General features: G+C 75.4%; 23 protein-coding genes. 7 read left to right on the top strand and 16 right to left on the bottom strand.

Annotated features, from left to right (window positions below; genetic code table 11):
- Positions 1-11 precede the first annotated feature (11 nt).
- Both KPF22_RS07920 and KPF22_RS07915 read right to left on the bottom strand, forming a co-directional pair.
- The gene (locus KPF22_RS07920) at positions 12-782 is read right to left on the bottom strand and encodes an SDR family NAD(P)-dependent oxidoreductase (protein WP_073578461.1); all 771 of its coding nucleotides are present in this window, start codon (positions 780-782) and stop codon (positions 12-14) included.
- Positions 783-859: 77 nt separating this feature from the next.
- Entirely contained in the window at positions 860-2,662 is a 1,803-nt protein-coding gene (locus KPF22_RS07915) for a DUF3556 domain-containing protein (RefSeq protein ID WP_224401609.1), read from the bottom strand.
- A 297-nt stretch (positions 2,663-2,959) separates the two neighbouring features.
- On the opposite strand from KPF22_RS07915, the gene KPF22_RS07910 reads away from it, so the two are divergent.
- Positions 2,960-4,183: a CdaR family transcriptional regulator gene (locus KPF22_RS07910; protein ID WP_224401608.1), complete on the top strand. Its 1,224-nt coding sequence runs from the start codon at positions 2,960-2,962 to the stop codon at positions 4,181-4,183.
- A gap of 15 nt (positions 4,184-4,198) precedes the next feature.
- Here the strand turns inward: KPF22_RS07910 and KPF22_RS07905 are convergent, their stop codons facing one another.
- Positions 4,199-4,405 carry a hypothetical protein gene (locus tag KPF22_RS07905; protein WP_062397236.1) on the bottom strand — a complete coding sequence of 69 codons (207 nt, stop codon included), beginning with the start codon at positions 4,403-4,405 and terminating at the stop codon, positions 4,199-4,201.
- A 172-nt stretch (positions 4,406-4,577) separates the two neighbouring features.
- Positions 4,578-4,802 (bottom strand): hypothetical protein, encoded by a 225-nt coding sequence (locus tag KPF22_RS07900; protein WP_062397238.1) that lies wholly within the window; start codon positions 4,800-4,802, stop codon positions 4,578-4,580.
- A 152-nt stretch (positions 4,803-4,954) separates the two neighbouring features.
- Between KPF22_RS07900 and KPF22_RS07895 the strand changes: the two genes are divergently transcribed.
- The 3 genes from KPF22_RS07895 (at position 4,955) to KPF22_RS07885 (ending at position 8,506) form a co-directional block, all read left to right on the top strand.
- Entirely contained in the window at positions 4,955-5,704 is a 750-nt protein-coding gene (locus KPF22_RS07895) for a bifunctional 2-polyprenyl-6-hydroxyphenol methylase/3-demethylubiquinol 3-O-methyltransferase UbiG (RefSeq protein ID WP_224401607.1), read from the top strand.
- On the top strand, positions 5,701-7,194 hold the full coding sequence (locus KPF22_RS07890; protein WP_208822547.1) for a glycoside hydrolase family 57 protein: 1,494 nt from the start codon (positions 5,701-5,703) through the stop codon (positions 7,192-7,194). The genes KPF22_RS07895 and KPF22_RS07890 overlap by 4 nt, the downstream gene beginning before the upstream one ends.
- 76 nt (positions 7,195-7,270) lie before the next feature.
- Positions 7,271-8,506: a glycosyltransferase family 4 protein gene (locus KPF22_RS07885; RefSeq protein WP_224401606.1), complete on the top strand. Its 1,236-nt coding sequence runs from the start codon at positions 7,271-7,273 to the stop codon at positions 8,504-8,506.
- A gap of 9 nt (positions 8,507-8,515) precedes the next feature.
- On the opposite strand, the gene KPF22_RS07880 is transcribed toward KPF22_RS07885, so the two are convergent.
- Positions 8,516-9,235, bottom strand: coding sequence for an acyltransferase (locus KPF22_RS07880; protein WP_224401605.1), 720 nt, complete (start codon positions 9,233-9,235; stop codon positions 8,516-8,518).
- A gap of 80 nt (positions 9,236-9,315) precedes the next feature.
- On the opposite strand from KPF22_RS07880, the gene KPF22_RS07875 reads away from it, so the two are divergent.
- Together KPF22_RS07875 and KPF22_RS07870 are read left to right on the top strand one after the other, a co-directional pair.
- Complete coding sequence (locus tag KPF22_RS07875; RefSeq protein WP_062397246.1) at positions 9,316-9,519, top strand: hypothetical protein; 204 nt, start codon at positions 9,316-9,318, stop codon at positions 9,517-9,519.
- A gap of 33 nt (positions 9,520-9,552) precedes the next feature.
- Complete coding sequence (locus KPF22_RS07870) at positions 9,553-10,491, top strand: nucleoside hydrolase (protein WP_224401604.1); 939 nt, start codon at positions 9,553-9,555, stop codon at positions 10,489-10,491.
- 4 nt (positions 10,492-10,495) lie between these two features.
- Here the strand turns inward: KPF22_RS07870 and KPF22_RS07865 are convergent, their stop codons facing one another.
- The 9 genes from KPF22_RS07865 to KPF22_RS07825 form a co-directional block, all read right to left on the bottom strand.
- Positions 10,496-11,962, bottom strand: a complete 1,467-nt coding sequence (locus KPF22_RS07865) for a serine hydrolase (protein WP_224401603.1) — start codon at positions 11,960-11,962, stop codon at positions 10,496-10,498.
- On the bottom strand, positions 11,959-12,480 hold the full coding sequence (locus KPF22_RS07860) for a helix-turn-helix domain-containing protein (RefSeq protein ID WP_224401602.1): 522 nt from the start codon (positions 12,478-12,480) through the stop codon (positions 11,959-11,961). Before KPF22_RS07860 ends, KPF22_RS07865 begins: the two co-directional genes overlap by 4 nt.
- A gap of 43 nt (positions 12,481-12,523) precedes the next feature.
- Complete coding sequence (locus KPF22_RS07855; RefSeq protein WP_224401601.1) at positions 12,524-13,186, bottom strand: response regulator transcription factor; 663 nt, start codon at positions 13,184-13,186, stop codon at positions 12,524-12,526.
- A 71-nt stretch (positions 13,187-13,257) separates the two neighbouring features.
- Positions 13,258-13,863: a DedA family protein gene (locus tag KPF22_RS07850; RefSeq protein ID WP_224401600.1), complete on the bottom strand. Its 606-nt coding sequence runs from the start codon at positions 13,861-13,863 to the stop codon at positions 13,258-13,260.
- Between the two features lie 128 nt (positions 13,864-13,991).
- A complete protein-coding gene (locus KPF22_RS07845; RefSeq protein WP_224401599.1) occupies positions 13,992-14,645 on the bottom strand; it encodes a response regulator transcription factor in 654 nt (217 codons plus the stop codon).
- Positions 14,642-15,817, bottom strand: a complete 1,176-nt coding sequence (gene macS, locus KPF22_RS07840) for a MacS family sensor histidine kinase (protein WP_208822531.1) — start codon at positions 15,815-15,817, stop codon at positions 14,642-14,644. The genes KPF22_RS07845 and macS overlap by 4 nt, the downstream gene beginning before the upstream one ends.
- Positions 15,814-16,770, bottom strand: coding sequence for a class I SAM-dependent methyltransferase (locus KPF22_RS07835; RefSeq protein ID WP_178376251.1), 957 nt, complete (start codon positions 16,768-16,770; stop codon positions 15,814-15,816). Before KPF22_RS07835 ends, macS begins: the two co-directional genes overlap by 4 nt.
- Positions 16,771-16,850: 80 nt before the next feature.
- Positions 16,851-17,630 carry an enoyl-CoA hydratase/isomerase family protein gene (locus KPF22_RS07830; protein ID WP_062397269.1) on the bottom strand — a complete coding sequence of 260 codons (780 nt, stop codon included), beginning with the start codon at positions 17,628-17,630 and terminating at the stop codon, positions 16,851-16,853.
- A 10-nt stretch (positions 17,631-17,640) separates the two neighbouring features.
- The gene (locus KPF22_RS07825) at positions 17,641-20,358 is read right to left on the bottom strand and encodes a LuxR C-terminal-related transcriptional regulator (protein ID WP_208822530.1); all 2,718 of its coding nucleotides are present in this window, start codon (positions 20,356-20,358) and stop codon (positions 17,641-17,643) included.
- Between the two features lie 212 nt (positions 20,359-20,570).
- Here KPF22_RS07825 and KPF22_RS07820 point away from each other — a divergent pair, with 212 nt between their 5' ends.
- A complete protein-coding gene (locus KPF22_RS07820; protein ID WP_224401598.1) occupies positions 20,571-23,231 on the top strand; it encodes an AAA family ATPase in 2,661 nt (886 codons plus the stop codon).
- A 28-nt stretch (positions 23,232-23,259) separates the two neighbouring features.
- Here KPF22_RS07820 and KPF22_RS07815 read toward each other — a convergent pair whose 3' ends face one another.
- Together KPF22_RS07815 and KPF22_RS07810 are read right to left on the bottom strand one after the other, a co-directional pair.
- On the bottom strand, positions 23,260-25,692 hold the full coding sequence (locus tag KPF22_RS07815) for a right-handed parallel beta-helix repeat-containing protein (protein WP_208822526.1): 2,433 nt from the start codon (positions 25,690-25,692) through the stop codon (positions 23,260-23,262).
- A gap of 153 nt (positions 25,693-25,845) precedes the next feature.
- Positions 25,846-26,427, bottom strand: coding sequence for a type VII secretion system-associated protein (locus KPF22_RS07810; protein ID WP_224401597.1), 582 nt, complete (start codon positions 26,425-26,427; stop codon positions 25,846-25,848).
- Between the last annotated feature and the right edge of the window lie 10 nt (positions 26,428-26,437).

Raw genomic sequence — 26,437 nt, 5'->3', positions numbered from 1 at the left:
GGGGTACCGGGTCAGAGCAGCGACGCGTCGAGGCCGCCGTCGAGGACGAGCCCGCTGCCGGTGCAGAAGCGGGACCGGTCGCTCGCGAAGAAGAGCGCGGCCTCCGCGACGTCGTCGGGGGTGCCGTAGCCGCCCTGCTTCTGCTCGATCAGCCCGTCGAAGCCACCGGCGGGCAGGCCGAGGGCGGCCTCGAAGCCGGGCCGGGCCGACGTCACCAGGTCGGTGTCGACGAAGCCCGGCAGCAACGCGTTGACCCGCACACCGTACGGCCGCAGCTCGGTCGCCGCGGTCCTGGTCAGGTTGACCACGCCGGCCTTGGCCGCGGCGTAGTGCCCGATCAGCGGGGAGCCCGCCGTCGCCGTGACCGAGGCGAGCGTGACGATCGTGCCGCCACCGGAGGCGATGATCGCGGGCGCGGCGTAGCGGATCGACAGGAAGACACCGTCGAGGTTGACCGAGGTGACCTCCCGCCAGTCGGCGAGACTCATCTCCAGCAGCGGCTGCGGGCGCCCGACCCCGGCGTTGGGGACGAGGACGTGCAGCCCGCCGTGCCGTTCGACGGTGTGCGCGACGAGCTCCTGGACCTGCTCCTCGTCGCGGACGTCGCAGGACAGGTGCGTGGCGTCCGGGATCTCCTGCGCCGTGCGCCGCGCGGCGTCGCCGTCGATGTCGGAGACGACGACGGTCGCCCCCTCCTCGGCGAAGCGCCGGGCGATCGCCCGGCCGAGGCCCTTGCCCGCGCCGGTGACGAGCGCGACGCGGCCGTCCAGTGCGTCTCCCATGTCGTGTCCCTCTCGTCGTGCGGTGTCGGTCCGGCGGGACGGGCGGGCTGCGGTGTCTCCGCCCGTCCCGCCGGGTCTCAGGGGGCCGGGGCCTCGACGCCGTCGCCGGCCGTCGCCCGCTGCGGGGCGCGCCAGGTGACGGTCAGCGGGATCGGCCCGTTCGGCAGCCACGGCTGCTCGGCGACGGCGTCGGCGACCTTCCAGTACCCGCGCTCGACCACGCCGAGGGCGGCGTCGATCAGCTGGTAGTGCTGCACCGACGAGTGGATGGCCTGGGACTCCACCCAGCAGACGACGAACTCGCCGGGCGCGAACCCGATCCGCTTCTGCAGGGCGGCGATGAGCTGGGCGTCGTGCAGGTGGCCGTCGCCGAAGTTGAACCCGATGACGGAGTTGCAGCCGAACTCGGCCTCGCGGACGGTGCGGGAGTCCAGGTCGTCGAGCCGGGCGGCCAGGACCGAGAACAGGCCGCGGCCCTGGGAGTGCATCGACCGCCAGGCGATCGTCTGCTGCATGGTGACCTCGGCGACCGCCGGCGGGTAGCCCAGTGCCTGCAGCTGGTCGACCTGGTTGGTGGTGGGCCGGTGCGGCAGCCGGTTCAGCTTCTGCTCCGCGCCGGGGGTGAACGTCCACAGCGCCGACGCCCAGTTGCCGGCGTACTGGCGCATCGACGGCAGGAACGACACCAGGTCGGGTCGCAGATTGCCCAGCACCGGGAAGAACGCCAGGCAGGCCACGATCGCGACGGTCAGCACCGGGGAGGACATGTCCCCGACGCCGAAGCCGTCGCCGTTGGGGAAGCCGAGGAACAGGAAGACCGCCAGGTAGCCGAACAGGATGTTCCACTCCAGTGGCACCGCGAGCGGGAACGTCGAGGTGATGAAGAGGTGGAACACCACCATGAGCACCACACCGGCCAGGGTCAGCCGGTGGTCGGTCGAGAACAGCAGCACCAGCGGGGTGATGATCTCCACCGTCGTGCCGCCGACGTGCGCCATGAACGTCGCGAGCCGCGAGGGCCGCAGGTCGCCCGACAACGCGTCCCGGTAGTGCGCCCGCTTGATCCACTTCGAGGGGATGCAGGGGCTGTTGGACACCATCGGCGGGATGACGTTGGTGAAGTGCCTGCCGAACTTCGACACGCCCGCACCGATCCACACCATGCAGATCAGCAGTTTCGCCGCGACGATCACGTCGACGAACGGCAGCGTCCCGAAGAACACCATCGCGGGCAGGTACTGCTCGCCGCGGGCGGCCAGGAAGATCGTCTTGTCGCGCAGGCCGCACAGGACCAGCAGCACGATCGGGGCGATCATCAGCCAGGGCGCGACCAGCCCGGAGGTGTTGTCGGGCAGCACCGCCGACAGCGACGCGCTCGGCACGCCGGGCAGCACCACCGCGGTCAGCAGCGAGGCGACGAGGCCCAGGTAGAGGACGACGTCGAACAGGGTGCGGGTGTCGCCGTCGGTACCGGGGACGGCCTTCCACGGGCGGAGCCGGATGGTGCCGGGGCGGGCCCAGAACAGGATGCCGCCCGTCATCGGCCTGAACTTGCCCGCGATCGGCCCCCAGGACCCGGCGACGCCGACGACCTCCAGCAGCACCGTCCAGAGCACCAGCTTCTGGTAGACGACCGGCTGGTCCCACCAGCCCGACACGTCCCAGAACGGGCCGACGCCGGAGGTCCAGGTGATCAGCGCGGTCCCGATGACGCCGTAGAGGACGAGCAGCTTCACGACGTAGGTCGTCGGGATCATCTTCGGCGACCCGAAGCCGTACTGCGTCCAGTGCAGGGCGAGCGCCTTGGTCCGCTCGAACAACGGCCTGTCGAGGAAGGTGTCGAGATCGACCGGGGGGAAGTCCCCCGTCTTGAACCCCATCGTGCGGTCCTCTCCGGTGGAAGGTTCGGTGGCCGTCCGCGGGCGGTGTCCGGGCAGGACGGCTCCCCCGCCGGACCGTGCGGGTCCGCGGGAGGTCGGTGGGTGCCGGGGACGGGTGCCGGGCGCTGCGCGGGTACGCCGGCCGCCGTCGGGATCGGTGTCGGGGAAACGTAGGTCCCCGGGTGTGACCGACGCCATGTACGGCGATCACGAATCGCGGGCGGCCGGTTGTGCCGGGGACACAACCGGGACGTGCCCCCCGGTCCGGGGCCCGGCCGACCCGCTAGCGTCGCGCGGGTGTCCGCCCACGTCGACGAGGTCGTGGCGGCCGTCGCCCGCGACGTCGAGGCCCGGCTGCCCGAGCTGACGACCGCGATGACCGACTGGTTCGTCGAGGTGATCCCCGAGTTCCGGCACGACGAGACGCTGCGCAGGCTGATGGTCGCGAGCACCTCGGCGAACCTCGTCGCGATCATGGACATGCTCGTCCACTCGATCCCGATGGACCGCATCACGGTGCCGCCCGCGGCCGCCGAGTACGCCCGCCGGTTCGCCCAGCACGACCTGTCGCTGGAGGCGCTGCTGCGGGCCTACCGGCTCGGCGAGCAGATGTTCGCGCAGTGGGCGCTGGACGCGCTGCGGGCCGGGCCGCACCACGGGGACCCGGACGTGCTCGACGCGGTGTCGGTGCTGAGCGGGCGCACGAACCGCTACATCGACGAGGTCATCGCCGGGCTCATCGACATCTACGAAGCCGAGCGACGGCGGTGGAGCACCCGGTCCGGAGCGGGGCTGGCGACCCGGGTCCGGATGGTGCTCGACACCGACCCGCTGACCGACGCGGCCGCCTCGGAGCTGCTGGGGATCCCGGTGACGGGCCGGCACACCGCGGCGCTGGTGTGGACCCCCGCGTCCGGCGACGGCCCCGCCGACGGGCACGCGCTGCAGGCCGGGGCCCGGCTGCTCTACGAGGCGTGCGGGCGGACCCCGCTGACGGTGCTCGCGGACAGCCGCACGCTGTGGGCGTGGCTGTCCGGGCCCGACGAGGTGCGGCTGGACGTCGGCCTGCTCCGCGACCGGCTCCCGGCCGGGGTACGCATCGCCGTCGGCGGGTCGGCCGCCGGGATCGACGGGTTCCGCGGCTCGCTCGCCGAGGCGCAGCGGGCCCGTGCCGTCGCCGAGACCGCCGACGACCGGCCCGCGGTCGTCCGGTTCGACGACGTCGCCGTCGCCGCGCTGCTCACCGACCGGTCCGAGGACCTGCGCCGCTGGGTCGCCCGGACCCTGTCCGGACTGACCGCCGACGAGCCCGGCACCGACCAGCTGCGCGAGACGCTGCGGGTGTTCCTGGCCGCCGGGGGCAGCTACATCCAGGCCGCGGCCCGGCTGCACCTGCACAAGAACACGGTCCACTACCGGGTGCGCAAGGCCGAGGAGCTGCTCGGACGCCCGGTCGGGGAGGACCGGCTGCAGGTCGAGGTGGCGCTGCTGGCGGCGTCGCTGCTGCGGGGACGGCTGTAGCCCCGACGCCTGTGCTCAGCTCACGCGGCGGCCGGGCGGGGGCTCGGCGTGGACGCGGTCCTCCTCGGGTACGACCATCGACAGCACCTCGCCGAGTGCCTCGTCGTCCATCGCCCGCGGCTCGACCGGCTCGTCGCCGAGCACACCCGACACCACCCAGGACCCGGACCGCCCGGTGATGGTGAGCGACAGCGTCTCGTTCTCGTCCGCCGGATCGTTCATCCTGGGCTCCTCTCGGCACGACGCCCTCGGCGTCACCCCTGGCCCGCACGGACCCGGGGTACGGCGGATACCCGTCGGTGGGCGGTTGATACCCGTCCGGGGACCGACCGCACGCCGACCGGCACGAACCGTGCGCCGACCGCGAACCGGACGTGCGCGACCGGACTGCGGCTCAGCCCGGGTGACGGCGACCGGGCGCGGGGGCCGGGTACGCGGGCCCGTGCGCCGCCGACGGTGCCACCGGCAGCATCGCCCACAGCATCTCGGCGAGTGCGCCGTCGTCCAACCCCTTGAGCGGCAGCGGTTCCCGGCCGAGCACACCCGACACCAGCCAGGATCCGCTGCGGCCGGTGATGGTCAGCGTCACCGTGTCCTCGTCGGTCGCGATGTCGGTCATGTGTCCCCCTCCGTCGTGCCTGGCGGGATGTCGGTCGGGCTCCACGTCATCAGACGTCCGTGGTGACACTGCGTTGCTCCACGTCGACGAGCGGTAGCGCAAGCGAGGGGACCGGTGCGAACTCCCCCCGACGGGCGTGGTGAAGTCGGTGGGTGACCAGCAGCCTGCCCCTCACCGGAGAGCGCACCGTCCCGGGCATCAGCCACGAGAACTACTGGTTCCGCCGCCACGAGGTGGTCTACGCGGCCATCGCCGCCGACTGCTCGGGTGTCGCCGTGCTGGAGGCCGGCTGCGGCGAGGGCTACGGCGCCGACCTGCTCGCCGGGGCCGCCCGCTCGGTGCTGGCGCTGGACTACGACGCGACGACCGTGGCCCACGTCCGGGCCCGCTACCCGCGGGTGGGCGTGGCCCGGGCCAACCTGGTGGCGCTGCCGGTGCCCGACGGGAGCGTCGACGTCGTCGTGTCGTTGCAGGTCATCGAGCACCTGTGGGAGCAGGAGCGGTTCCTGCGCGAGTGCAGGCGGGTGCTGCGTCCCGGCGGGCGGCTCATGGTGTCGACGCCGAACCGGATCACCTTCTCCCCCGGTCGGGACACCCCGCTCAACCCGTTCCACACCCGCGAGCTCGACCCGCGCGAGCTGGCCGGCCTGGTCGACGACGCCGGGTTCGGCCGTGTCGTCGTGCAGGGGCTGCACCACGGCCCGCGGCTGCGCGAGCTCGACGCCCGCCACGGTGGCCTGATCGAGGCGCAGACCCGGCTGGCGCTGTCCGGGGAGCCGTGGCCGCAGGCGCTGGCCGTCGACGTCGCCGGAGTCCGGTGCTCGGACTTCGTGCTGCGCACCGGCGACCACACCGACCTCGACGCCTCGCTCGACCTGCTGGTCACGGCGACCCGGCCGTGAGCGGCGCGCCCGTCGGGACGTTCTGCCTCGTCCTGCACTCGCACCTGCCGCTGCTGGCCCGGCACGGCCGGTGGCCGGTCGGCGAGGAGTGGCTCTACCAGTCCTGGGCGCACTCCTACCTGCCCGTCGTCGCGACGCTGCGGGAGCTGGCCGAGGAGGGCCGCACCGGCCTGGCCACCCTCGGGGTGACGCCGGTGCTGGCCGCGCAGCTCGACGACCCGCACTGCCTGCGCGGGGTGCACGACTGGCTCGGCGGGTGGACGCTGCGCGCGCACTCGGCGGCGGGCCGGCTGCCGGACCTGGCCGCGCACGAGCACCGGGTGTCGACGGCGGCGACGGCCGAGTTCGAGCGGCACTGGCGCCACGGCGGGTCGCCCGCGCTGCGCGGTCTGCGCGACTCCGGCGCCGTCGAGCTGCTGGGCGGGCCGGCCGCGCACCCGTTCCAGCCGCTGCTCGACCCGCGGGTGCGGGCGTTCTCGCTGCGCGCCGGTCTCGACGACCACGCCCTGCGCCTGGGCGCCCGACCGGCCGGGATCTGGGCGCCCGAGTGCGGCTTCGCACCCGGGATGGAGCACGACTACGCCGCCGCCGGGGTGCGCCGCTTCCTCGTCGACGGCCCCGCGCTGCGCGGCGACACCGCGTTCGCCCGGCCGGTCGGGACCTCCGACGTCGTGTGCGTCGGCCGCGACCTGGAGATCACCTACCGGGTGTGGTCGCCCCGCAAGGGCTACCCCGGCTCGGCCGAGTACCGCGACTTCCACACCTGGGACCACGAGTCCGGCCTCAAGCCGGCGCGGGTCACCGGACGGCGGGTACCGACCGATCGGAAGAGGCCCTACGACCCCGCGCTCGCGGCCCGCGCCGTCTCCCGCGACGCCGACGACTTCGTCGACACCGTCGTCGCACGGCTGACCGCGCTGCGCGCCGAGCGCGGCCGCCCGGCTCTGACCGTCGCCGCGTTCGACACCGAGCTGTTCGGGCACTGGTGGCACGAGGGACCTGCCTGGCTGGCCGCGGTGCTGCGCAGGCTGCCCGAGGCCGGGGTCGCCGTGCGCACCCTCGGCGACGCCGTCGACGACGGTCTGGTCGGCGACCCGGTCGACCTGCGGGAGTCGTCCTGGGGCTCGGGCAAGGACTGGCGGGTCTGGGCCGGGCCGCAGGTCGCCGACCTGGTCGCGCGGAACGCCGAGGTCCAGTCCGACCTGCTCGCCGCCCCGCTGCCCGGCCCCCTCCGGGACCCGCTGGCCGACCTGCTCGCCGATCAGGCGCTGCACGCCCTGTCCAGCGACTGGGCGTTCATGGTCAGCAAGGACTCCGCCGCCGGGTACGCCCGCTCCCGCGCCGACCTGCACGCCGGACGGGTGGCGGAGCTGTCCGGGCTGCTGCGCGCCGGGCGACGGCGGGCCGCACAGCGCCGGGTCGCGGCCTGGGCGGACGCGCCGCTGCCGACCTTCGGGCACGTGGACGCCCGGGACCTGGGACGGGTCTGACCGCGAACCCGCTCACCCGGTGAGCGGACGGTGCCCCGGGGGTTACCGCCGGTCCGGTGTTTGTCAGGATCTAGCGATGCGGGTGCTGATGGTCAGCTGGGAGTTCCCGCCGGTCGTCGTCGGCGGGCTGGGCCGGCACGTGCACGCGCTGTCCCGCGAGCTCGTCGCGGCCGGGCACGAGGTCGTCGTGCTCTCCCGGGCCCCCACCGGCACCGACGCCGAGACCCACCCGACCCGCACCGAGGCCGTCGACGGGGTGCGGGTGCTGCGGGTGGCCGAGGACCCGCCGGAGCTGGAGTTCGGCACCGACCTGGTCGCGTGGACGCTCGCGATGGGGCACGCGATGCTGCGTCACGCGCTGAGCGCACTGCTGCCGGGCTGGCGGCCGGACGTCGTGCACGCCCACGACTGGCTCGTCGCGCACCCGTCGATCGCGCTCGCCGACGTCCTCAGGGTCCCACTGGTCGCGACCGTGCACGCCACCGAGGCGGGCCGGCACTCCGGCTGGCTGCCGGGGCCGCTGAACCGGCAGGTGCACTCCACCGAGTGGTGGCTCGCGCAGCGCGCGGACGAGGTCATCACCTGCTCCGCCGCGATGCGCACCGAGGTGTCGGCACTGCACGACCTCGACCCGGCCGCCGTCCACGTGGTGCACAACGGCATCGACCCGCGTCGCTGGCGGTCCCGCGCCGCTCCCGCGCACGCCGGCGACGGGCCGCGGATCGTCTACTTCGGACGTCTGGAGTACGAGAAGGGCGTCCAGGACCTGATCGCGGCACTGCCCCGGATCCGGCGGCGGCACCGCGGGACCCGGCTGCTCGTCGCCGGGAGCGGGACGCAGCAGGAGATGCTGGCCGAGCGCGCGGCGCGGCACCGGGTGACGCGCTCGGTGACCTTCCTCGGCCACCTGCCCGACGGCGAGCTGACCGCCCTGCTGCGCGGCGCGGACGCCGTCGTGCTGCCGAGCCGCTACGAGCCGTTCGGGATCGTCGCGCTGGAGGCCGCCGCGGTGGGCGCGACCCTCGTCGCCTCGACCGCGGGCGGGCTCGGCGAGCTGGTCCGCGACGGCGAGACCGGCCTCGGGTTCGCCCCCGGCGACGTCCCCGGGATCGCCGACGCCGTGGACCGCGCGCTGGCCGACCCGGCCGCCGCCCGCCGCCGGGCCCGCGCGGCCCGGGCCCGGCTGCGCACCGACTTCGCCTGGCCGGTCATCGCCGGGCACACCGCCCGCATCTACGCCGGCGCCACCGCGGCCGGGCCCCGCGAGCTCCCCCGCCCCAAGATCCCCACCGGGAACCTGTTCGACGCCTGAGCCGCCGGCTCAGGCCCGGTCGAGCCGGGCCTGCAGGGCCCGGTCGGCCTTGCGTGCCATGTCCGCGACCGCGGCGCGCTCGGCGGCCGCGGCCTCGTAGTCGGCCCGCCGGTCGCGCACCACCCGGGCCGGGGTCCCGACGGCGATCGACTCCGCGGGGATGTCCCCCCGCGCGACCGCGTGCGCCCCGAGCACGCTGCCCGGGCCGATCCGGGTGCCGCGCAGCACCGAGGTCTTCACCCCGAGCCAGCAGCCCTCGCCGATCCGGACCGGCGACTTCACGATGCCCTGGTCCTTGATCGGTCGCCGGACATCCTCCGTGCGGTGGTCGAAGTCGGTGACGTAGACCCAGTCGGCGACGAGCGTCGTCGCGCCGATCTCGACGTCGAGGTAGCAGTTGACGGTGTTGTCCCGGCCGAACACGACCTTGTCGCCGATCCGCATCGAGCCCTCGTGGCAGCGCAGGGCGGTGCCGTCGCCGATGTGCACCCAGCGGCCGATCTCGAGCCGGCCGAACCCGGGGCGGGCCTCGATCGTCACGTCCTTGCCGAGGAACACCATCCCGCGCAGCACGACGTGCGGGTGCCGCAGCCGGAGCTTCGCCAGCCGCCAGTACCGCCGCAGGTACCACGGGCTGTACGCGCGGTGGCGCAGGATCCAGCGCAGCGAGGTGAGGCTGAACAGCTTCGCCTGCTCCGGGTCGGCGTCGGGGATCGGCGGACGTCGCACCCGTCAGACCCTAGGCGTGTGCACCCCTCGGACGACGGGTACCTCCCGGGGACCACGTCCCCCACCCGAGAGGTCCGCCCGTGAGCGACCACCGCCAGCCCGACGACGGCACCGACGTCGGTACCGACGAACTCACCTCCGGAGGCGGCGGCACCTCCCGCGCCGACACCGACAAGGCGGGCAACCCCCGCCCCGACGCGACGACCGACGACTCCGGGGCCACCGGAGCGGCCGCCCGCGAGGTCGAGGCCGAGCACGAGGACGAGCCCACCCGCAGCGAGTGATCTCCCCGGCGGGCCGGTCGTAGGCTCGCCGGTGTGCCCCGCCCGTTGATCATCTCCACCGACCCCGGTGTCGACGACGCCGTCGCGCTCGTGCTGGCCCTGCGCAGTCCCGAGGTGGACGTCCGGGCCGTCGTCGCCACGTTCGGCAACGTCGGCCTGGACGCCACCCTGCCCAACGCCGGACGGTTGCTCGCCCTGGCCGGACGCCCGGACGTCCCGCTGGGGGTCGGCGCCGCCCGGCCGCTGGTGCACCGGCGCGAGCGGCGGGCCGGGCACGTGCACGGCTCCGACGGGCTCGGCGGGCGCGCCGCGGCGCTGCCGGAGCCGGTCGTGCCGGTGGCCGGGGCCGGGGTCGCCCTGATGGCGCGGGTGCTGGAGGAGGCGACCGAGCCGGTCACGATCGCCTCGATCGGCCCGCTCACCGACACCGCGATCCTGCTGGCCGCGCGCCCGGATCTGGTGGGCCGGATCGAGCGGGTGGTCGTCATGGGCGGGGCGATCGGCGGCGGGAACGTCACCGGTGCCGCCGAGTTCAACGTCCACGCCGACCCGGAGGCCGCGCACCGTGTCCTGGCCCAGGACCCCGGCGAGGGCTCCGTGCCGGTCGCGCTGGTGCCCCTGGAGACCACACTGGGCTGTGCCGCGGGCCCGGAGTGGGTCGCCGCACTGGGCGACGCCGACCCGGTCGGCGCCGAGCTGGCCGCGATGATCGCCCCGTACATGCGGTTCTACCGGGAACGCTACGGCCGCGACGCGGTCGCCCTGCACGACGCGACGGCGCTGCTGGAGTGCGTCGCACCCGGGTCGCTGACACCGACGCCGACGGCGCTGACCGTGGACACCGGGTTCGGCCCGGCCCGCGGGGCGACCGTGCCCGCCGAACCCGGCACCCGCCCGGTGGACGTGCTGTCCGCGCCGGACGTGCCGGCAGTCCTCGACGCGGCGCTGGCCAGGCTCACCGCGCGCCCGTAGCGGCTCAGCCCGCCCACACCGCCGCCGCGAGCAGGAGGACGGACACCACGAGCCCGCCCCAGGCCGTGACGGCGCGCCGCGGCGGGACCGTCGGGAGCTCCCGGCCGCGCAGCACCGCGACCGCCAGGGCCGCCGCGGCCGGGGCGAGCACCAGGCCCCAGACCCAGCCGCCGGCCGACGCCCACGGACCACGGTTCCACAGCAGCACCAGCCCGAACGCCGCCGTCAGCAGACCGTCGGCGATCGGCAGGCGCGCATCCGCCCGCACCGCGCGGCGCAGCGCGAGCAGCGAGAACAGCGCGGCGATGCCGACCGGCACCCAGACCAGCGGGTCCGGGGCGTCCTCGGACGGCGGCGTGCCGAACAGCAGCGCCGCGGCGACCGGCTCGACCCCGGCCGTGGTGTCGCCGAGGACGACCGCGGCCCGACCGGTCTCGCGGTCGAGGGCGAGCATGCTGCGGAACCCGCCGGTCCCGCCGTTGTGCCAGACGAACGGGTGCCGGGCGCCGTCCGCGCCGGTGGCCGTGCTGGTGACCCAGATCCAGCCGATCGAGGTGCCGGGGTCGTCCTGCGCGGTCGGGGTCAGCGCCGCGGTCCCCGGTGCGACGCCGGTGAGCTGGGCCTGTGCCCAGCGCGCCAGGTCGCCGGCGGTGGAGAACGTGGAGCTCCCGGCGGGCAGATAGCCCTCGCCGGACCAGCGCGGTGCCGGGCGCCCGTTGTCGAGGTGGCCGGGCACCGCGTCCGGCGGGATCTGCGCGTCGGTGGCGGCGAAGGTCGTCGCGGTCATGCCGAGCGGACCGGTGATCCGGTCCCGGACCAGGGCCGGATAGTCCGCGGCGCCCGCCGCGCGGACGAGCGCCGTCCCGAGCAGGGCGACGCCGAAGTTCGAGTAGGTGGGGGGCTGCTGCGGGTCGACGGGGGCGCTGCGGGCGTCGTCGATCAGCTGTGCGGTCGTCGTCGACAGGTAGGGGTTGCCGTTGAACGCCCGCGCGGCCAGGGCGCCCGTGGCGGCGGTGGCGCCCAGCGGCGGCAGGCCGGAGCGGTGCTGGGCGATCGCACCGAGGGTCACCCCGCCCGCCGGGGTGCCCGCGAGCTCCCCGAGCACGCGGTCGAGGCGCTCGTCCGGGCGGACCTCGCCGCGGGTCACGGCGTCGGCGAACAGCGCGGCGGTGAAGGTCTTGGTGACCGACCCGATCTCGAAGGGGGCCGCGGCGTCGGCGGGGCCGAGCCCGGCGGTGGTGACCGTCGTCGGCGTGACCTCGGCGACGGCGAGCGACCGCAGGCCGCCGAGCGGCCCGGCGGCGGCCCGGACCCGGTCCGCCAGGGCCGGGTCCCCGGCGTCCTGCGGGCCGAGCCGCTGGCGCTCCGGGCCGGCGAGCGCCCCGACGAGCACGGCCAGCACGGCGACGACGGCCGCGACGGTCCCGACCCGGTGACCGGTGACGGAGGCGGTCGTGACGTATCCCCTCATCGGTGCGCGGCCAGGACGGTGACCAGCAGCGGGACGACCCGGGCGGCCGGGACCTCGTAGTGGCCGCGCCGGGTCGAGGCCAGCCAGCCGGCGGCGACGAGCTGGCGCAGGTGGTGGTGCAGCTGCCCGGTCGTGCCCACCGAGGGCTGTTCCAGCAGCTCGGCGGTGCTGTGCACGCCACCCAGCACGTGCTGCAGGATCGCAAGCCGCGCGGGGTGGGCGAGCGCGTCGAGGGTCGCGCTCAGCTCGGGCCAGTCGGCGTCGAGCAGGACCTCGCCCGGGCGGGCGTACTGCCAGCGGACGGTGCCCTCGTCGCCGGGGAGCCCGACGCTGCCTGCCATCAGCACCGCGCCGGGGCTGCGGGCCTCCAGCCCGGTCAGCGCCCACAGCGCGTCGTCGTCGGGGACGGCGGTGTCCGCGGACCCGACGGCGTCCGGTCGGTCGGCGGCCCGCCGGGCCTCCTGCAGCTCCACGACGGCCTGTTCGACGGCGCGCAGCCGCTCCTCGATCTCGCTCACGCAGCTCAAAGTACGGAAGTACGTGGAAACGCACAAACGACGTTCAGGCGAGTCCGAACTCGATGGCGTGCCGGACGAGGGCCGCACGACCGGGCACCTCGAACTTGCGCAGCAGCCGCTGCACGTGGTTCTCGACCGTGCGCGGGGACAGCACGAGCCGGGCCGCGATCTGCCTGGCGGTGAGCCCCTCGACCACCAGCCGCAGCACCTCGGACTCGCGCGGGCTGAGCTCCGGTACCGCGTGCGTGGGGGCCGCGACCGACTCCAGGACGACGTCGGCCAGCCCCGGGGAGAACGCGGGACGCCCGGCGGCGGCCGCGGCGGCGACGGCGGCCAGCTCCCGGGGGTCGGCACCGGTCGCGACGCCGGTCGCCCCGGCCCGCACGGCGTCGAGGACCCGGGCGTGGTCGGCGACCGCACCGGCGACGGCGAGCACCGCCGCGTCCGGCACGCGGGCGAGCACGGCGGCGATCACCGCGGGCGCCACACCCTCGGGGCCGGTCAGGTCGACCAGGACCAGACCGGGCCGGGCGCGGTCGACCGCGGCCGCGGCCCCCTCCGCGGGCACGGGCGGCACGTGGGCCACGACCTCGACCCCCGGCGGCACCACCGGCCGCCCCACCGCCACCGCCGAGACCCGGTCGCCGTCGTCGTGCACGTCCTCAGTTCTCCCCGCCCCGTTCGTCCGGACGGCCCAGCTTGCCATGTGCCGCAGCACAGTAGGCCGTCCGAACGGCGCGGAACCCGCCGGTTCGGCGCGAACGGGTCCGGCGGGCGTCAGACCGCGACGACGGGACGGCGCAGCCGCAGCAGCGCCCTGGCCGCGGCCGCCGCCGAGGCGACGAGCGCCGCGAGGACGACCCCGGCGAGCACCGACATCAGCGGGTCGCCGTGCGTGATCGGCCCGACCAGGACGCCGATGCCGGTCATCCAGGTGCTCCACACCAGGGCGCTCGCGACGGTCGCGGGCAGGAACGCGCGCAGCGGCAGCCGGACCCGGCCGGCCGCGGACACGCTCGCCAGCCGTCCGCCGGGCAGCAGCCGGGTCGCGACCAGCGCGGCGACCGGTCGGCGGTGCAAGTGGCGGCGGACCCAGGCGCCGGTCCCGTCGCCGCGACGGGCGCCCCGGACGACCGAGTTGGAGCTGCGTCCCGCGCCGTAGAGCACCGCGTCACCGAGCAGCGACCCGACCACCGCGGCACCGAACAGGGCCGCGATCCGCCACCGGTCGCCCTCCGCCAGTGCGGCGGCCGTGGCGCTGAACAGCACCGGCTCGCTCGGCAGGAACGGGAGCGGCCCGTCGCACATCACGGCGACGGCGAGCAGGGGCACCAGCCAGGGGCTCTGGAGCAGGTACCCGATCAGGGCGCTCGGGTCGGTCACGGGCTCTCCGGAGGTCGAGCGTCGGGGGCGGAGCCGAGTCTGCCCGGTCCCGTGACCTGTTCGTGATGGGGGTGGCCCCCGTTACGGGTTCACTCCGCTCACCGCAGGGAACCCACCGCCCCGCCCGCTCAGTCCGCGAGGCCCTGCTCGATGGCGTACCGGACGAGCTGGCTGCGGTTGTGCAGCTGCAGCTTGCGCAGGGTGTTCTGCACGTGGCTCTCGACGGTCCGGTGCGAGACGACGAGCTTCGCCGCGATCTGCTTGGCCGTCATACCCTTCGCGACCAGGCGCAGCACCTCGGTCTCGCGGTCGGTGAGCGCCGGGACGGCGGGCGCGCCGTCGGCGGGACGCGGGGCGTCGGCGAGCCGCCGGTACTCCCCCAGCACCAGCCCGGCCAGCCCCGGGGTGAACACGGCGACGCCGTCGGCGGTGCGCCGGATCGCCTCCAGCAGCTCGTCGACCCCGGCGGACTTCACCAGGTAGCCGAGCGCACCGGCCTTGACCGCCTCCAGGACGTCTGCGTGCTCACCGGAGGCCGACAGCACCAGTACGCGGCTGTCCGGGCTCTGCTGCCCGATCGCGGCGATCGCGTCCACGCCGGAGGTCACGCCCAGGTTGAGGTCCATGAGGATCACGTCCGGCCGCACGGCCGTCGCGATCCGGACGGCCGCGGGCGCGTCCGGGGCCGTCGCGACGACCTCGAGGCCGCGCTCGGCGAGGTCGCGGGCCACGCCCTCGCGCCAGATCGGGTGGTCGTCGACGACCATCACCCGGATGCTCATGTGTCCTCCCTGGGGACCCGGATGACCCATTCGGTCCCGATGTCCGGTCCGGTGTCCAGCGTCAGTGTCCCGCCGACGTCGCCGACGCGGCCACGGATGGAGCGGGACACCCCCATCCGGCCCTGCGCCTCGGCCTCGGCGAGGCGGCCCTCGGGGATGCCGGGGCCGTCGTCGCGGACGCTGACCTCGACCGCCCCGGGCAGCTCCTCGACCAGCACCCACGCGCGCGCGTCCGGGCCGGCGTGCAGCGCGACGTTCGCGAGCGCGGCCCGCACCGCGCCCTCCACCTCGTCGACGACCGGCCCGCCCAGCTCGACCGGACGTCCGGGGGCCGAGACGGTGACCCGGTCCGAGGCGAGGATCCGCAGCGCGGCGGCGAGGTCGCGGTACCCGGACGCGTCGGTGGTCCCCGGCCCGGACAGCAGCGCACGCAGCGCGGTCTCCTGCTCTCCGGCGAGCACACCGAGCTCGGTCGCCCCGCCGCCCAGCTCGGCACCGCGGCGCTGGACGTGCGCCAGCACCTGCAGGACTCCGTCGTGCACGGCCCGGGTGAGCCGCTCGCGTTCGGCGGCGGCGGCCTGTTCGGCGACGAGGCGGCGCAGCCGGGCGGCGGTGCGGTCGAGCACGTGCGCGGCGAACCCGACGGTCAGCCCGGCCAGTCCGAGCAGCTGCATGTCGCCCAGCTCCAGCACCCCGAACCGCTGCTTGGACAGCACCAGCGCCGCCGAGATCACGGCCGCGGCGAGCACCCCGCCGGTGATCCGGAACGCGACCGCGCAGGCCAGCACCGCGCCGGAGGTCCAGATCGACCCCATGCCGGGGCCGCCCTCGTCGAGGTGGGCGACCCGGACGACCAGCGGCGTGGTCGCCATGATCGCGACGCAGACGCCGAGGTCGGCCAGGGCGAGCAGGCCGCGGCGGTCCGGGGCGCCGGGCAGCCCGCCGAGGTAACCCCAGGACGTCACGGCCGTCCACACCGCCATCACGACGAGCACGCCGACCGCGGCGAGCGGACGTTCGTAGCCGGTGCGCAGGTGGTAGAGCGTCACGCCGACGACGGTCAGCAGCGTGAGCAGGCGGTAGGCGATGACGCCGCGCCAGAACGGCTCCAGCGGGTGCTCCACGTCGTCCATGCTGACCGACAGCGCGCCGCGCCGGGGCCGATCGCTCATCTCGGCTTGGTACCGGTGATCAGGGCGTTGTAGAACCAGCTGCGCGGCACGACCCGGTTCAGGACGTGCTCGTCGAGCCAGGACAGCCGCTGCCAGCCGTGGTAGGCGAACATCGCCCAGTTCCAGCCGAGCTTGCCGGGCGGGACGGCGGCCTCGAAGGTCCGCACCGGCCAGCCCAGCATGGCGGCGGCGAACTCCTCGGTGGAGGCCCGCACCCCCTCGGCCCCGGCCCGGGTCGCGGTGCGCTCCAGGTCGGCCGGGTCGAAGGTGTGGATGTCGACGACCGACTCCAGCGCGGCGGCACGGGAGGACTCGTCGAGCTCGTGCTGGGGGCGGCGCCAGCCCTGCAGCGGGCCGAGCCGCGTCAGGGTGGTGGTGGCCTTCCACGTCCACTGCCCGAGCTTGCGGGCGTAGGCGTCGCCGACGGTGGTGGGCTCGCCCGCGAACACGAACCGCCCGCCCGGCTCCAGCACCCGCAGGACCTCACGGAACGCAGCCTCGACGTCGGGGATGTGGTGCAGCACCGCGTGCCCGACGACGAGGTCGAAGCTGTCGTCGGGGAACGGGATGTGCTCGCCGTCGACGACGGCGCCCTCCACCTCCAGCCCGAGGTGCTCGGCGTTGCGGGTGGCGGCGGCGACCATGCCCGGGGACAGGTCGGTGACGACGCCCCGCTCGGCGACGCCGGCCTGCATCAGGTTCAGCAGGAAGAACCCGGTGCCGCTGCCCAGCTCCAGGGCGCGCAGGTAGGGGCGGCCGTCCCACGGGGCCGCGGCGCGGAAGCGGCCCGCGGCGTAGTCGATGCAGCGCTCGTCGTAGCTGATCGACCACTTCTCGTCGTAGGTGCCCGCCTCCCAGTCGTGGTAGAGCACGTTGGCGAGCTTCGGGTCGTGCCAGGCCGCCTCGACCTGCTCGGCGGTGGCGTGCGGGGTGGGCGCCGGGTCCGAACTCATGAGTAGGAGTTTCGCAGAACACGGCCGCCGGCCTGCTCCCCGCCCGGGCGCGTCGCGCGGCCGGGCGGGGGCGGGACGGCTCAGCGGCCGGTGAAGGTGGCCTTGCCGGGGCCGTTCTCGACGAAGCTGGCCATGCCGGCCTTCGCGTCGTCGGTGGCGAACACGCCCGCGAACAGCTCGGACTCGATGTCCAGGCCGGTGCGCAGGTCGGTGTCGAGGCCGTTGTCGATCGCCTTCTTGGCGGCGGCGTAGGCCAGGGCGGGGCCCGCGGTGAACTGCTGCGCCCAGGCGACGGCGCGGGTGTAGACCTCGTCGGCCGGGACGACCTCGTCGACCAGCCCGATCGCCAGCGCCTCGTCGGCCTTCACCATGCGGCCGGTGTAGATCAGGTCCTTGGTACGCGACGGCCCGATCAGCCGCGCGGCGCGCTGGGTGCCGCCGCCACCCGGGAAGATGCCGAGCAGGATCTCGGGGAAGCCGAGCTTGACGTTGTCGCCGGCGATGCGGCGGTCCGCGCCGAGGACGACCTCCAGGCCGCCGCCGAGGGCGTACCCGGTCACCGCGGCGACGGTCGGCTTGGGGATGGTGGAGATCGCGCCCAGCCCGGCGGACAGCCGCCGCGCCTGCGGCGCCATGTCCGAGTAGGACATCGACGCCATCTCCTTGACGTCCGCACCCGCGGCGAAGGTCTTCTCCCCGCCGTACACGACGACCGCACGCACGTCGGCGCGGGTGGCGGCCTCGTCGGCCACCTCCAGCAGCTCACCCTGGATCTGGCGGTTCAGGGCGTTCATCGGCGGGCGGTCGATCCGGATCGTCCCGACGCCCTCGTCCACGGACAGGCTCACGAATTCGGTCACGCAGCGGACTCTAACGGGGTCCGGCACCGGGCTCCCACGGCTCGGGACCCAGTCCGGTGAGACGGCCCGCGAGGTTCGCGACGACCAGCTCACGGCGGTTGCGGCAGCCGGTCTTGCCGAACAACCGGGTGAGGTGGTTCTCGACCGTCTTCTCGCTCATCGTGATCCGGGCCGCGATCTGCCGGTTCGACCGGCCCTCGGTGATGAGCCCGACCAGCTGCATCTCCAGCTCGGAGAGCCGCTGCTCGCCGAGCTCCGGGGTCCGGACGGCGATCCCGTACCGCGACATCGCCCGCCGTACCGACCGCCGGATCCGGGTCGCCTTCAGGTCGTCGGCGATGGCGAGTGCCTCGTGCAAGAGGGGCTCCGCCTCCTCGGGCCCGACGACGTCGGCGGCCTGCAGGCACGCCTGTGCCAGGTCCGGCAGGCTGCCCCGTTCGCGCCACCACGCGACGCCCCGGCGCGCCGCCGCCGGGTCGTCGTGGAGCATCGCCTCGATGAGCTCGCCGTACTCCGGGCCGACCGACTCCGGTTCCACGGCCACCGCGTCCTCGACCGCCTCCCCGATCCGGCGCCGCCAGCCGTCGTCGCCGCTGCTGCGTGCGAGCATCGCCAGCCAGTTCAGGACCTCCCCGGCGTGCGGCCCCCGGGAACCGCGTCGCAGCTCGCCGCTGTACACCGCCCAGGTCGCCGGCAGCGCCTCCAGCGCGTTCTCGCCGGTGTGGGCGAGCCGGGCCTCGGCCCACTCGCGCAGCGCGGGCACGGCGGTGTCGGTGTCGGTGTGGTCGGTCTCGGGAATCGTCCGTGCCCACGCGTGGGCACGCCGTTCCCGGCCCCGGAAACGGTGGACGGCCGCGGCGGCCAGCGCCGCCCACGGCCGGGAGACCACGTCCGCGGACTCCTGGGTCTGCAGCGCCCGCGCCGCCGACAGCGCCCGGTTCCAGCGCCCGTCACCGTAGGCGACCATCATCCGCTCGAACGCCGCGAACGGACCGTCGGCGGGGGGCCGGTAGTCGGGACCCAGCAGCCACCGGAGCATCGGCACCAGCCGTCGCCGGGAGAACGCGTGCCGCACGTCCGCGGGCACCCGCAGCGAGTCCGCGGACAGGTCCCGCAGTGCGAGGACCGGCCCGCCCGGCGCGAGCGGCGCGAAGCCCTGCACCAGCTCACCGATCGAGAGGTGCTCACCGCGCCACCACCGTTCGCAGAGCTGCAGCGGACAGGAGGGGTCCCCGATCCCCGACAGGGCCGAGCGGACCGGTGTGCTCACCCGGCGGCCGAGCTGCAGGGCGGCGAGCGCGGCGGACGCGGCCAGCTCGGTGCGTGACCCCGTCGTCCGGTACCCACCCTCGTCGACGGCGTCGGCGACGAAGTCGGCCAGCTCGTCGAAGCGGCCGGCGGCCCTGGTCGCGCGGACCAGCTCCGCCTGCACGCGACGGCGGCCGTGTCCGGGCCCCGCGTGCCGCCACGCACTACGGAGGTGGCTGATGGCGAGGTCGGGGTCGCTGTCGGCGAGACGGACGGCCTCGTCGTGCAGCACCACCGTCAGCCGCTGCCGGACGGGCCACGTGGTCCCGGCCGCGGCGACGTGGCCGGCGAGTGCGGACAGGTCGTCACGGCTGCTGAGCCCGACCGTCGACTGCACCCGGCGACCGATCCGCACATGCAGGTCGCGCAGCGCGTCCTCCCCCAGCCCGGCCCGCACCGTCGTCCCGAGTGCCCGGCACAGCGGGGTCAGCCGACCCCGGAAGTCGCACTCGAGCGCGGACTCGGCGGCGAGGGCGTCCACGAGGGCACCACAGCCCACCGCGGTCCGTCCGGTGGCCCCCGCGACGGCGTCGAGGTCGGCGATCCGGAGCCCGGTGGGCCCGGCGGCGAGTGCGACGAGCTCCTCCGCGGCACGGCCGGCGGAGCGCACCGTTCCCACCAGGAAGTGGCCGGCCGGGAGCCCGATCGGCGCGCGGTCGTCGCGGAGGCAGAGGGTGCGGTCCACGCGCACGACCCGGTCGTCCTCGCGCAACGCGGCCAGGGTGCGGATCAGGGTCCCCGGACACCCGAACAGCAGCCCCAGCGCGTCCCGCAGGGCGTCGACGAGTCCCGGGTCGACCGGGCCGCCTGCCGCCCGTCGCAGGATCTCCACCGACGCCTCGTCCGACAGCATCGGGAGGTCGACGATCTCGTCGGCGGCATCGCCGACCTCGGCGACCTGCTCGGTCGGCAGCTGGACCGACCGCATCGCGGCGAGCACCCGGTGCCCGGCGCGCCGGGCCTCCGCGAGCACGAACAGCGGCGCCGCGACGTGGTCGGCGTCGTCGACGGCGAGGGTGACCGGACCCCGCGTCCCGACCGCGGCGAGGAGACGACCGGTCTCGGCGCGCAACCGGGAACGGCCGGCGATCGACTCGTAGGTCTCGGCGGTGGCCAGGCGGCGCACCGACCTCATCGCTCCGGGCAGCTCGGGGCCGGGGTCGAGCTGCTCGAAGGACCGGCCGACCGCGCCCAGCAGCGGACGGACCCCGAACCGGTCCCAGCCGGCGTGGTCCCGGTCCGCGTCCACGAACAGGACGGTGGAGCCCGACTCCCGCAGCTCGTCACCGATCCGGGTGAGCAGGGCGGTACGTCCGCTGGAGGTGGGTCCACGGAGGACCGTCAGCGACGCCTCCGGCGTGCCTCGCAGGGCGTCCAGCACCTCGTCCCGACCACAGAACTCGATCTGTTCCCTGCTCATGTCACCGTCCCGGTCGTGCGGCCTCGCGGGCTGCGAAGATCATGACATGTGCCGCGGAACGGTACGCTGGACAGCAGGTTCCCGGTCGGCACCGCCGGGACCGGTACCCGGGGCCGGCGTGGTCCCCGCCCGAAGTCCGCTCGTCGTCCCGTGGTGCGAGGAGTTCCTCGCCCCGTCGCACCGTCGTCGACGACCGCCCTGTGGAGGCACCCTTGCCCGTCCCGGACCTTCCGGACGACGGAACCCGCTCGGCACTCGTGCACGGACCGCCGGGGATCGGGCGCACGGCCGTGCTCGACCGGCTGGCCGCCCGCGTCGGGGAGCAGGGCGGCGACGTCCTGCGCCTGCGCTACACCCCCGACGGTCCGGTGATCGACGGCAGCACGGCGGTGCTCGCCCGGGTCCCCCCGACGCTGCTGCACCCGGTCGACGGCGCGCGGCACTCCCCCGCCCTCGCCGCCCGGATGGCGGCGCCGATCGCGATGGTGCTCGACCGGCACCGGCTGACACTGCTCGTCGACGACCTGCACCGCAGCGACCCCGACTCGGTCGCGGTGCTCGCCGCGCTGGTGCCGTCCCTGGTCGAGGCCGGTGTCCGGGCGGTGTTCACCGTCCAGACACCCGTCCCCGGATTCCTGCGCCCCTTCGTCGCGGTGGTCCGTGCTCTGCGCCGCGACGGCGTCCTCGACTCGCACCGGCTGCGGCCGCTCGACCGGGCGCAGACCGCGAGGCTGCTGGCCGAGCAGCTGCGCAGCCGCCCGGCACCCGAGCTGGTCGACCTCGTGCTCGAGCGGACGCGGGGGGTGCCGGAGGCCGTGCTGGACCTGCTGGGGAGCCTGTCGGCGGGCGGCCGGGTCGTGATCTCCGACCGGCACGCCTATCTCGGCCCGGGACCGGAGCCCGGGCCCCGGCCGGACGGGCCGCTGCTGCGTCCGGTCCGCCGTCTGGGGCCCGCCATGTGGCCGGTCGCGACCGCCGTCGCCCTGCTCGCACCCCTCGGGCCCGCGCTGCCCCGGCTGCTCGCCGCGAGCCTCGACATCGACGTCGACGAGGCCCGTGAGCACCTCGAGGAGCTCGTCGACGCCGGGGTGCTGCACCGTGGCGGGGCCGACGACGGCTGGCGTTTCCCGGTTCCCCAGGTGGCTGTCGAGCTCGCGGCCTGTCTGCGGCCCTACGAGCGGCGCTGGGTGGCCGTCACCGCCGTCGTCGCCCTGTGGACGGGTGTCGCCCACGCCGAGGACCCCGACTACCTCACGGACCGCATCGCCGAGGCGGGCGCGTTGCTGGACACCGACCGCGCCCGGTCCGAGCTGGTCCAGCGGGCCACGATCCGCGCGGCCGACGACCCGCACCGGACCAAGGCCTGGTGGCTGACCGCCGCGGACCTGTCGCCCGACCGCGCCGACGAGGCGATGGCCCGCTGGATGTACGCCACCAGCTGCTACCGCACCGGTGACTACGCCACCGCCGTCACGACCATCGAGTCCGTCCTGGACGAGCTCGGCGACGTCCTGCCCGAGCACTGGGTCGTCGACGCCGGTGCGACGATGCTCGGCTCGATGCGCAGCCTCGGCGACCTCGACGGGCTCCGCGCCGTCGCCCACGGCCGCCGCGAGCTCCCCGGCGACGTGGCCGCCCGGTCCTCGTGGCGTGCGCTGGCCCTGTTCATGCTCGGCCGGTGGCGGGACGCCCTGGAGCTGCTCGACGACACGCGGTGGGCGTGGCGCGGACCGGGGGCGACCTCCTACCTCGGGGACACGCTCTCGATGATGGCCGAGCTGGGGGCGGGGCGTCCGGGGACGTTCGAGACGCTGCTCGCCGATCCGGGGCTGTGGCCGGCCGACAACTCCGCCCGTCGCCGGCTGGCCTTCACCCAGGGGCTGGTCACGCTCCTGCTCCTGCTCAGCGACGTCGGCCGGGCCCGCCGGCTCATGGCGGACGAGGGCCTGACCCCGGAGATGCTGAGCCTGTCCGACCGGGCCTCGCTGGCGTTCCTGGAGGGCCGGACCACCGAGGCCAAGGACCTGGCCCGCCGCTACCGCGTCGGCGGGTTCGTCGTCGGGCACGACGCGGGCCTGGAACTGATGCAGCAGCACCACGCCTTCCTGCTGCTCGCCCGGGGCGAGATCACCCGGGCCCGGGAGTTCCTGGACGAGGCGATCGCGGCGAAGTCCTCGCTGCGGCACCTGCTCGCCGCCCCGCGCGCCGTCGCCGACGTCGCCGTCGGGGACCTCGACGAGGCGGTCGACCGGCTGCAGGGCTCGGTGGCCGACGCGGAGGAGCGCGGCATCCTCATCGGCACCGACGCGAGCCACCTCCAGATCGCGCGCATCGCCATGGCCCGCGGCGATCTCGACGGCGCGCGGCGCGCGGGCCGGGCGCTGGAACGGTTGCACGACGTGCTCGGCACCTCGCGGACCGAGCTGTACCTCCTGCTCGTCCGCTCGCTCGTCGACCGCCACCCGACGACCGTCGAGAGCTGCCTGCGGATCGCCCGGGAGCGCGGCCTCCCGCTCGAGCTGGCGACGGTCATCGGCATCCTGGGCGAGCAGGACCTCGTGGGGCCCGACGACCTGTGGGAGTGCTACGACCTCTTCGGGGACCTCGGCGCCCTGCTGTGCCGGAACTGGGTCCGCGGTCAGATGACCCGTGCCGGCGTGACCGTACCCGGCCGCACCACGGTGGTGGCGGAGAACGAGCGGCTGCTGGGGCTGCTGGTGGGGCAGGGCTTCGGCAACCGCACGATCGCCACGATCCTGCAGGTCAGCGAGAAGAGCGTGGAGGGCCGGCTGGGCCGGATGTTCGCCCGCGCCGGCTACCGGTCGCGGACCGAGCTGATGACGGCGATGCAGGACCCCGGGTTCACCGGCTGACCGGTCGTGCCCCCGGCGCGCGACGGCCTCAGACGGCGAGTTCGAGGTCATCCGCGGTCAGCAGTGTCAGGTCGGCGGGAGCCACGGCACCCCCGGCGCTGAGCCGGGACGCCTGCCGGTCGGCCATCCGCTCGAACACCCGGCGAGCGGTCCGGCCGTTACCGAACGTGCCGTCCTTCGGGATCTGCTCGAAGTAGGTGAGCAGGGCCTGCTCCGCCTCCGGGGCGAGCCGGTAGTCGTGGCGCTCGCACTGGCTGCGCACGATCGTGACCAGCTCGGGGGCGTCGTAGTTCGCGAACTCGATGGTCCGGCTGAAGCGGGACTCCATGCCCGGGTTGGCCTCCAGGAACTGCTGCATCTCCTTCGAGTAGCCGGCCGCGATGACGACGACGTCGTCCCGGTGGTCCTCCATCAGCTTGACCAGGGTGTCGATCGCCTCGCGCCCGAAGTCGGGGCCGGTCCCGCCCCGGCCGCTGGACAGCGTGTACGCCTCGTCGATGAACAGGACCCCGCCCAGCGCGCTCGTGAACGCCTCGGTGGTCTTGATCGCGGTGCCGCCGATGATCTGGGCGACCAGGTCCGCGCGCGCCACCTCGACCAGGTGCCCGGACCGCAGCACCCCGAGGCGGGCGAGGACCTCGCCGTAGAGCCGGGCGACGGTCGTCTTGCCGGTGCCCGGCGCGCCGGCGAACACCAGGTGGCGGGCCATCGGCGGGGCGGACAGCCCGGCGTCGACCCGGCGCTTGGCCATCTTGTTGAGGTTCACCAGCGAGGTGACGTCGGCCTTCACCCCCTCCAGCCCGACGAGTGCGTGCAGGGCGTCGAGCGGGTCGTTGGTCGGGCGCCGGGACGGTGCCGCACCCGGCGCGGAGGCGACGGCCTCCTGCGGGCCGCCGGCGGCCGCCGCGGCCGGACCACCGGAGCGGGGCCCCGGCGCGTCCGGGATCCCGTTGGCGAGGCTGGTCAGCCGTTCGACGGTGAGCGACGGGGCAGGGGCCGTCACCCGCAGACCGGCGCCCGCGTTGCCCTGCGCGGTGCAGCCGATGAGACGGACCGGTTCGGCCGTGGCGACGACGACACCGTCCGCCCCGCCGTCGCCGGCGGTGCACTCCTCCAGCGTGCCGCCGGAGCCCGCACCCAGCCGGAACCCCGCTCCGGGGGCGCCCGCCACGCGACAGTGCTGCAGGGTCAGGTCCGCGCCGGTGCCGGCGGCGACGCCGTCGCCGCCGACCGCCGACAGGTGGCAGTCGGCCAGCGACAACGCCGCGCCGGTGACGGCCACACCGGACCCGGCGGCACCGCGCAGGGTGAGCCCGCCGATCTGCGGGCGCGCCCCGTCGGTGACCCGCACGCCGTCGGCGCCGGCCCGCTCGATCTCCACGTTCTCCAGACGACCTCGGGCACCGCCGGAGACGACCAGTGCGCAGGTCCCGGCGTCCAGGACGCGCAGCCGGCGCAGGAACGGGTCCGCGCCGTCGTCGACGACGACGCCGGCGCCGCTGTCGGCAGCGGTCTCGACGGCGTCGAGCTCGGGGGTGCTGCGCCCGGTCACCCGCAGCCCGTCGCCCGCGGTGGAGCCGACGGTGCAGCCGGTGGCGGTGCCCGAGGCCCTGCCGGTCCACAGCAGACCCGCCCCGGTGGCGCCGCGCACGGTGACCGAGCGCAGCTGCGGGCGGCAGGCCTGGTCGACGTGCACACCGGCAGCACCGCAGGGTCCGATCCCCGCCCCGTCGACCTGCACGGACGAGCTGCTCGCGAGGTACAGGCCGACCCCGGCGGCGTCGGTGACCTGCAGGTCGGAGGCGGTGAGGGCACCGTCCTGCTCGACGGCGACGGCCGGCTTGCCCGCCCCGGTCACCGCGGTCCGGGAGAGCGTGAGGCGGCCCCGCTCGTGGACGAACACGCCGTTGCCCGCGGGGTCGTCGATCCGGGTCGCGGTCAGGTCCAGTACGCCGTCCCCGGCCACCACGACCGCCGTGGTGCCGACGCCGGTGATGCGGCTCAGCGACACGGAGCTGCCCACCGGGGAGCTGACGACGACCCCCGCGCCCGCCGGGGCGGTCAGGGTGCAGTCACCGGCGTGCACCGCGCCGTCGTCGCGGGCGAGCACCGCCGACCAGCCCGCGCCGGCGACGGTGCACTCGGTGAGCCGTAGCGCCCCGCTCGTCACCAGCACCGCGGCGACGACGCCCGGCGCGCCCTGCACGGTGATCCCGGACAGCTGCGCGGTCGCCGACGGGGGCCCGGCCAGCACCACCGCGACCCCCTCGCGCGGGGCGATCCGGACGGTGCCGGGGCCCTCCTCCGCGGTGATGGTGATCGCCCGGCGCAGCACGAGGGGCTCGGTGTAGGTGCCGGGCGCCACGCTGACGACGGCACCCTCCGGAGCCGCGGCCACGGCCTCGGCCAGGCTGCGGTGTCCGGACCCGCCCATCGGCGAGACGGCCAGCGCCGCGCTCATCGCGGCACCGGTCCCGTACGGCGTCGCGGCTCCATCGCACCCCTTCGGCAGAGTCGGTTCCGGCGGTCCTCCCCTGTCTAGTGCGGACCCCGGCACCGCGGAGCGGCGACGGGACCCGCGCGCGTCCCACGGGGGAGATCCCCCGCGAACCGGTCAGCCGGTGGGGGCCCCGCCGGTGAGCGAGCGCAGCGTGGCGGCCGGGATCAGCGCCGGGGCGGGCGAGTCGGGGTTGACCACGACGTCGACGCCCTCGGCGGGCAGGGCGGCGGCCAGCTCCGCGGCGGTGGTCTCGCGCCAGGACGCGACGCCGGTGACCCGGTCGCGGTGCGCGGCGGCGGTGACGACGGGGACCACGCCGCCGCCGGGCGCGGGCCGGACCACCGCGACGCCGGTCTCGTCGAGGGCCACCCCGAGACGGGCCTCGAGCAGGACGGTGTCGAGCAGCTCGAGGGTCTCGTCCTCGGGACGCAGGCCGTCCGCCCGGTCCAGGGCCAGGATCTGCAGGACGGCGTCGACGGGGTCGGTCGGCGACCCGGGGTCCGCGGGGACGTAGTCGGGGTTGGTCTGGAACCCCTCGACGCAGCCGTCGGCACGCAGGATCCAGGCCCCCACGATCCGGGTCGGGTCGGGGTGGGACTGCTCCGGGGTCGGCCGCCAGGCGGGGTCGACGAGGTAGGCGATCCGGTCCTCGGCCGGCGCATCGGGGTCGGGGCCGCTGTCGTCGGTGGTGTTCATCGCGCTCCGT

It is taken from the genome of Pseudonocardia sp. ICBG1034 (genome assembly GCF_020131375.1).
In the GTDB taxonomy this organism is placed as follows: domain Bacteria; phylum Actinomycetota; class Actinomycetes; order Mycobacteriales; family Pseudonocardiaceae; genus Pseudonocardia; species Pseudonocardia alni.
The sequence above is the reverse complement of the archived record's forward strand: the minus strand, read 5'-3'. Positions and strand labels throughout refer to the sequence as shown.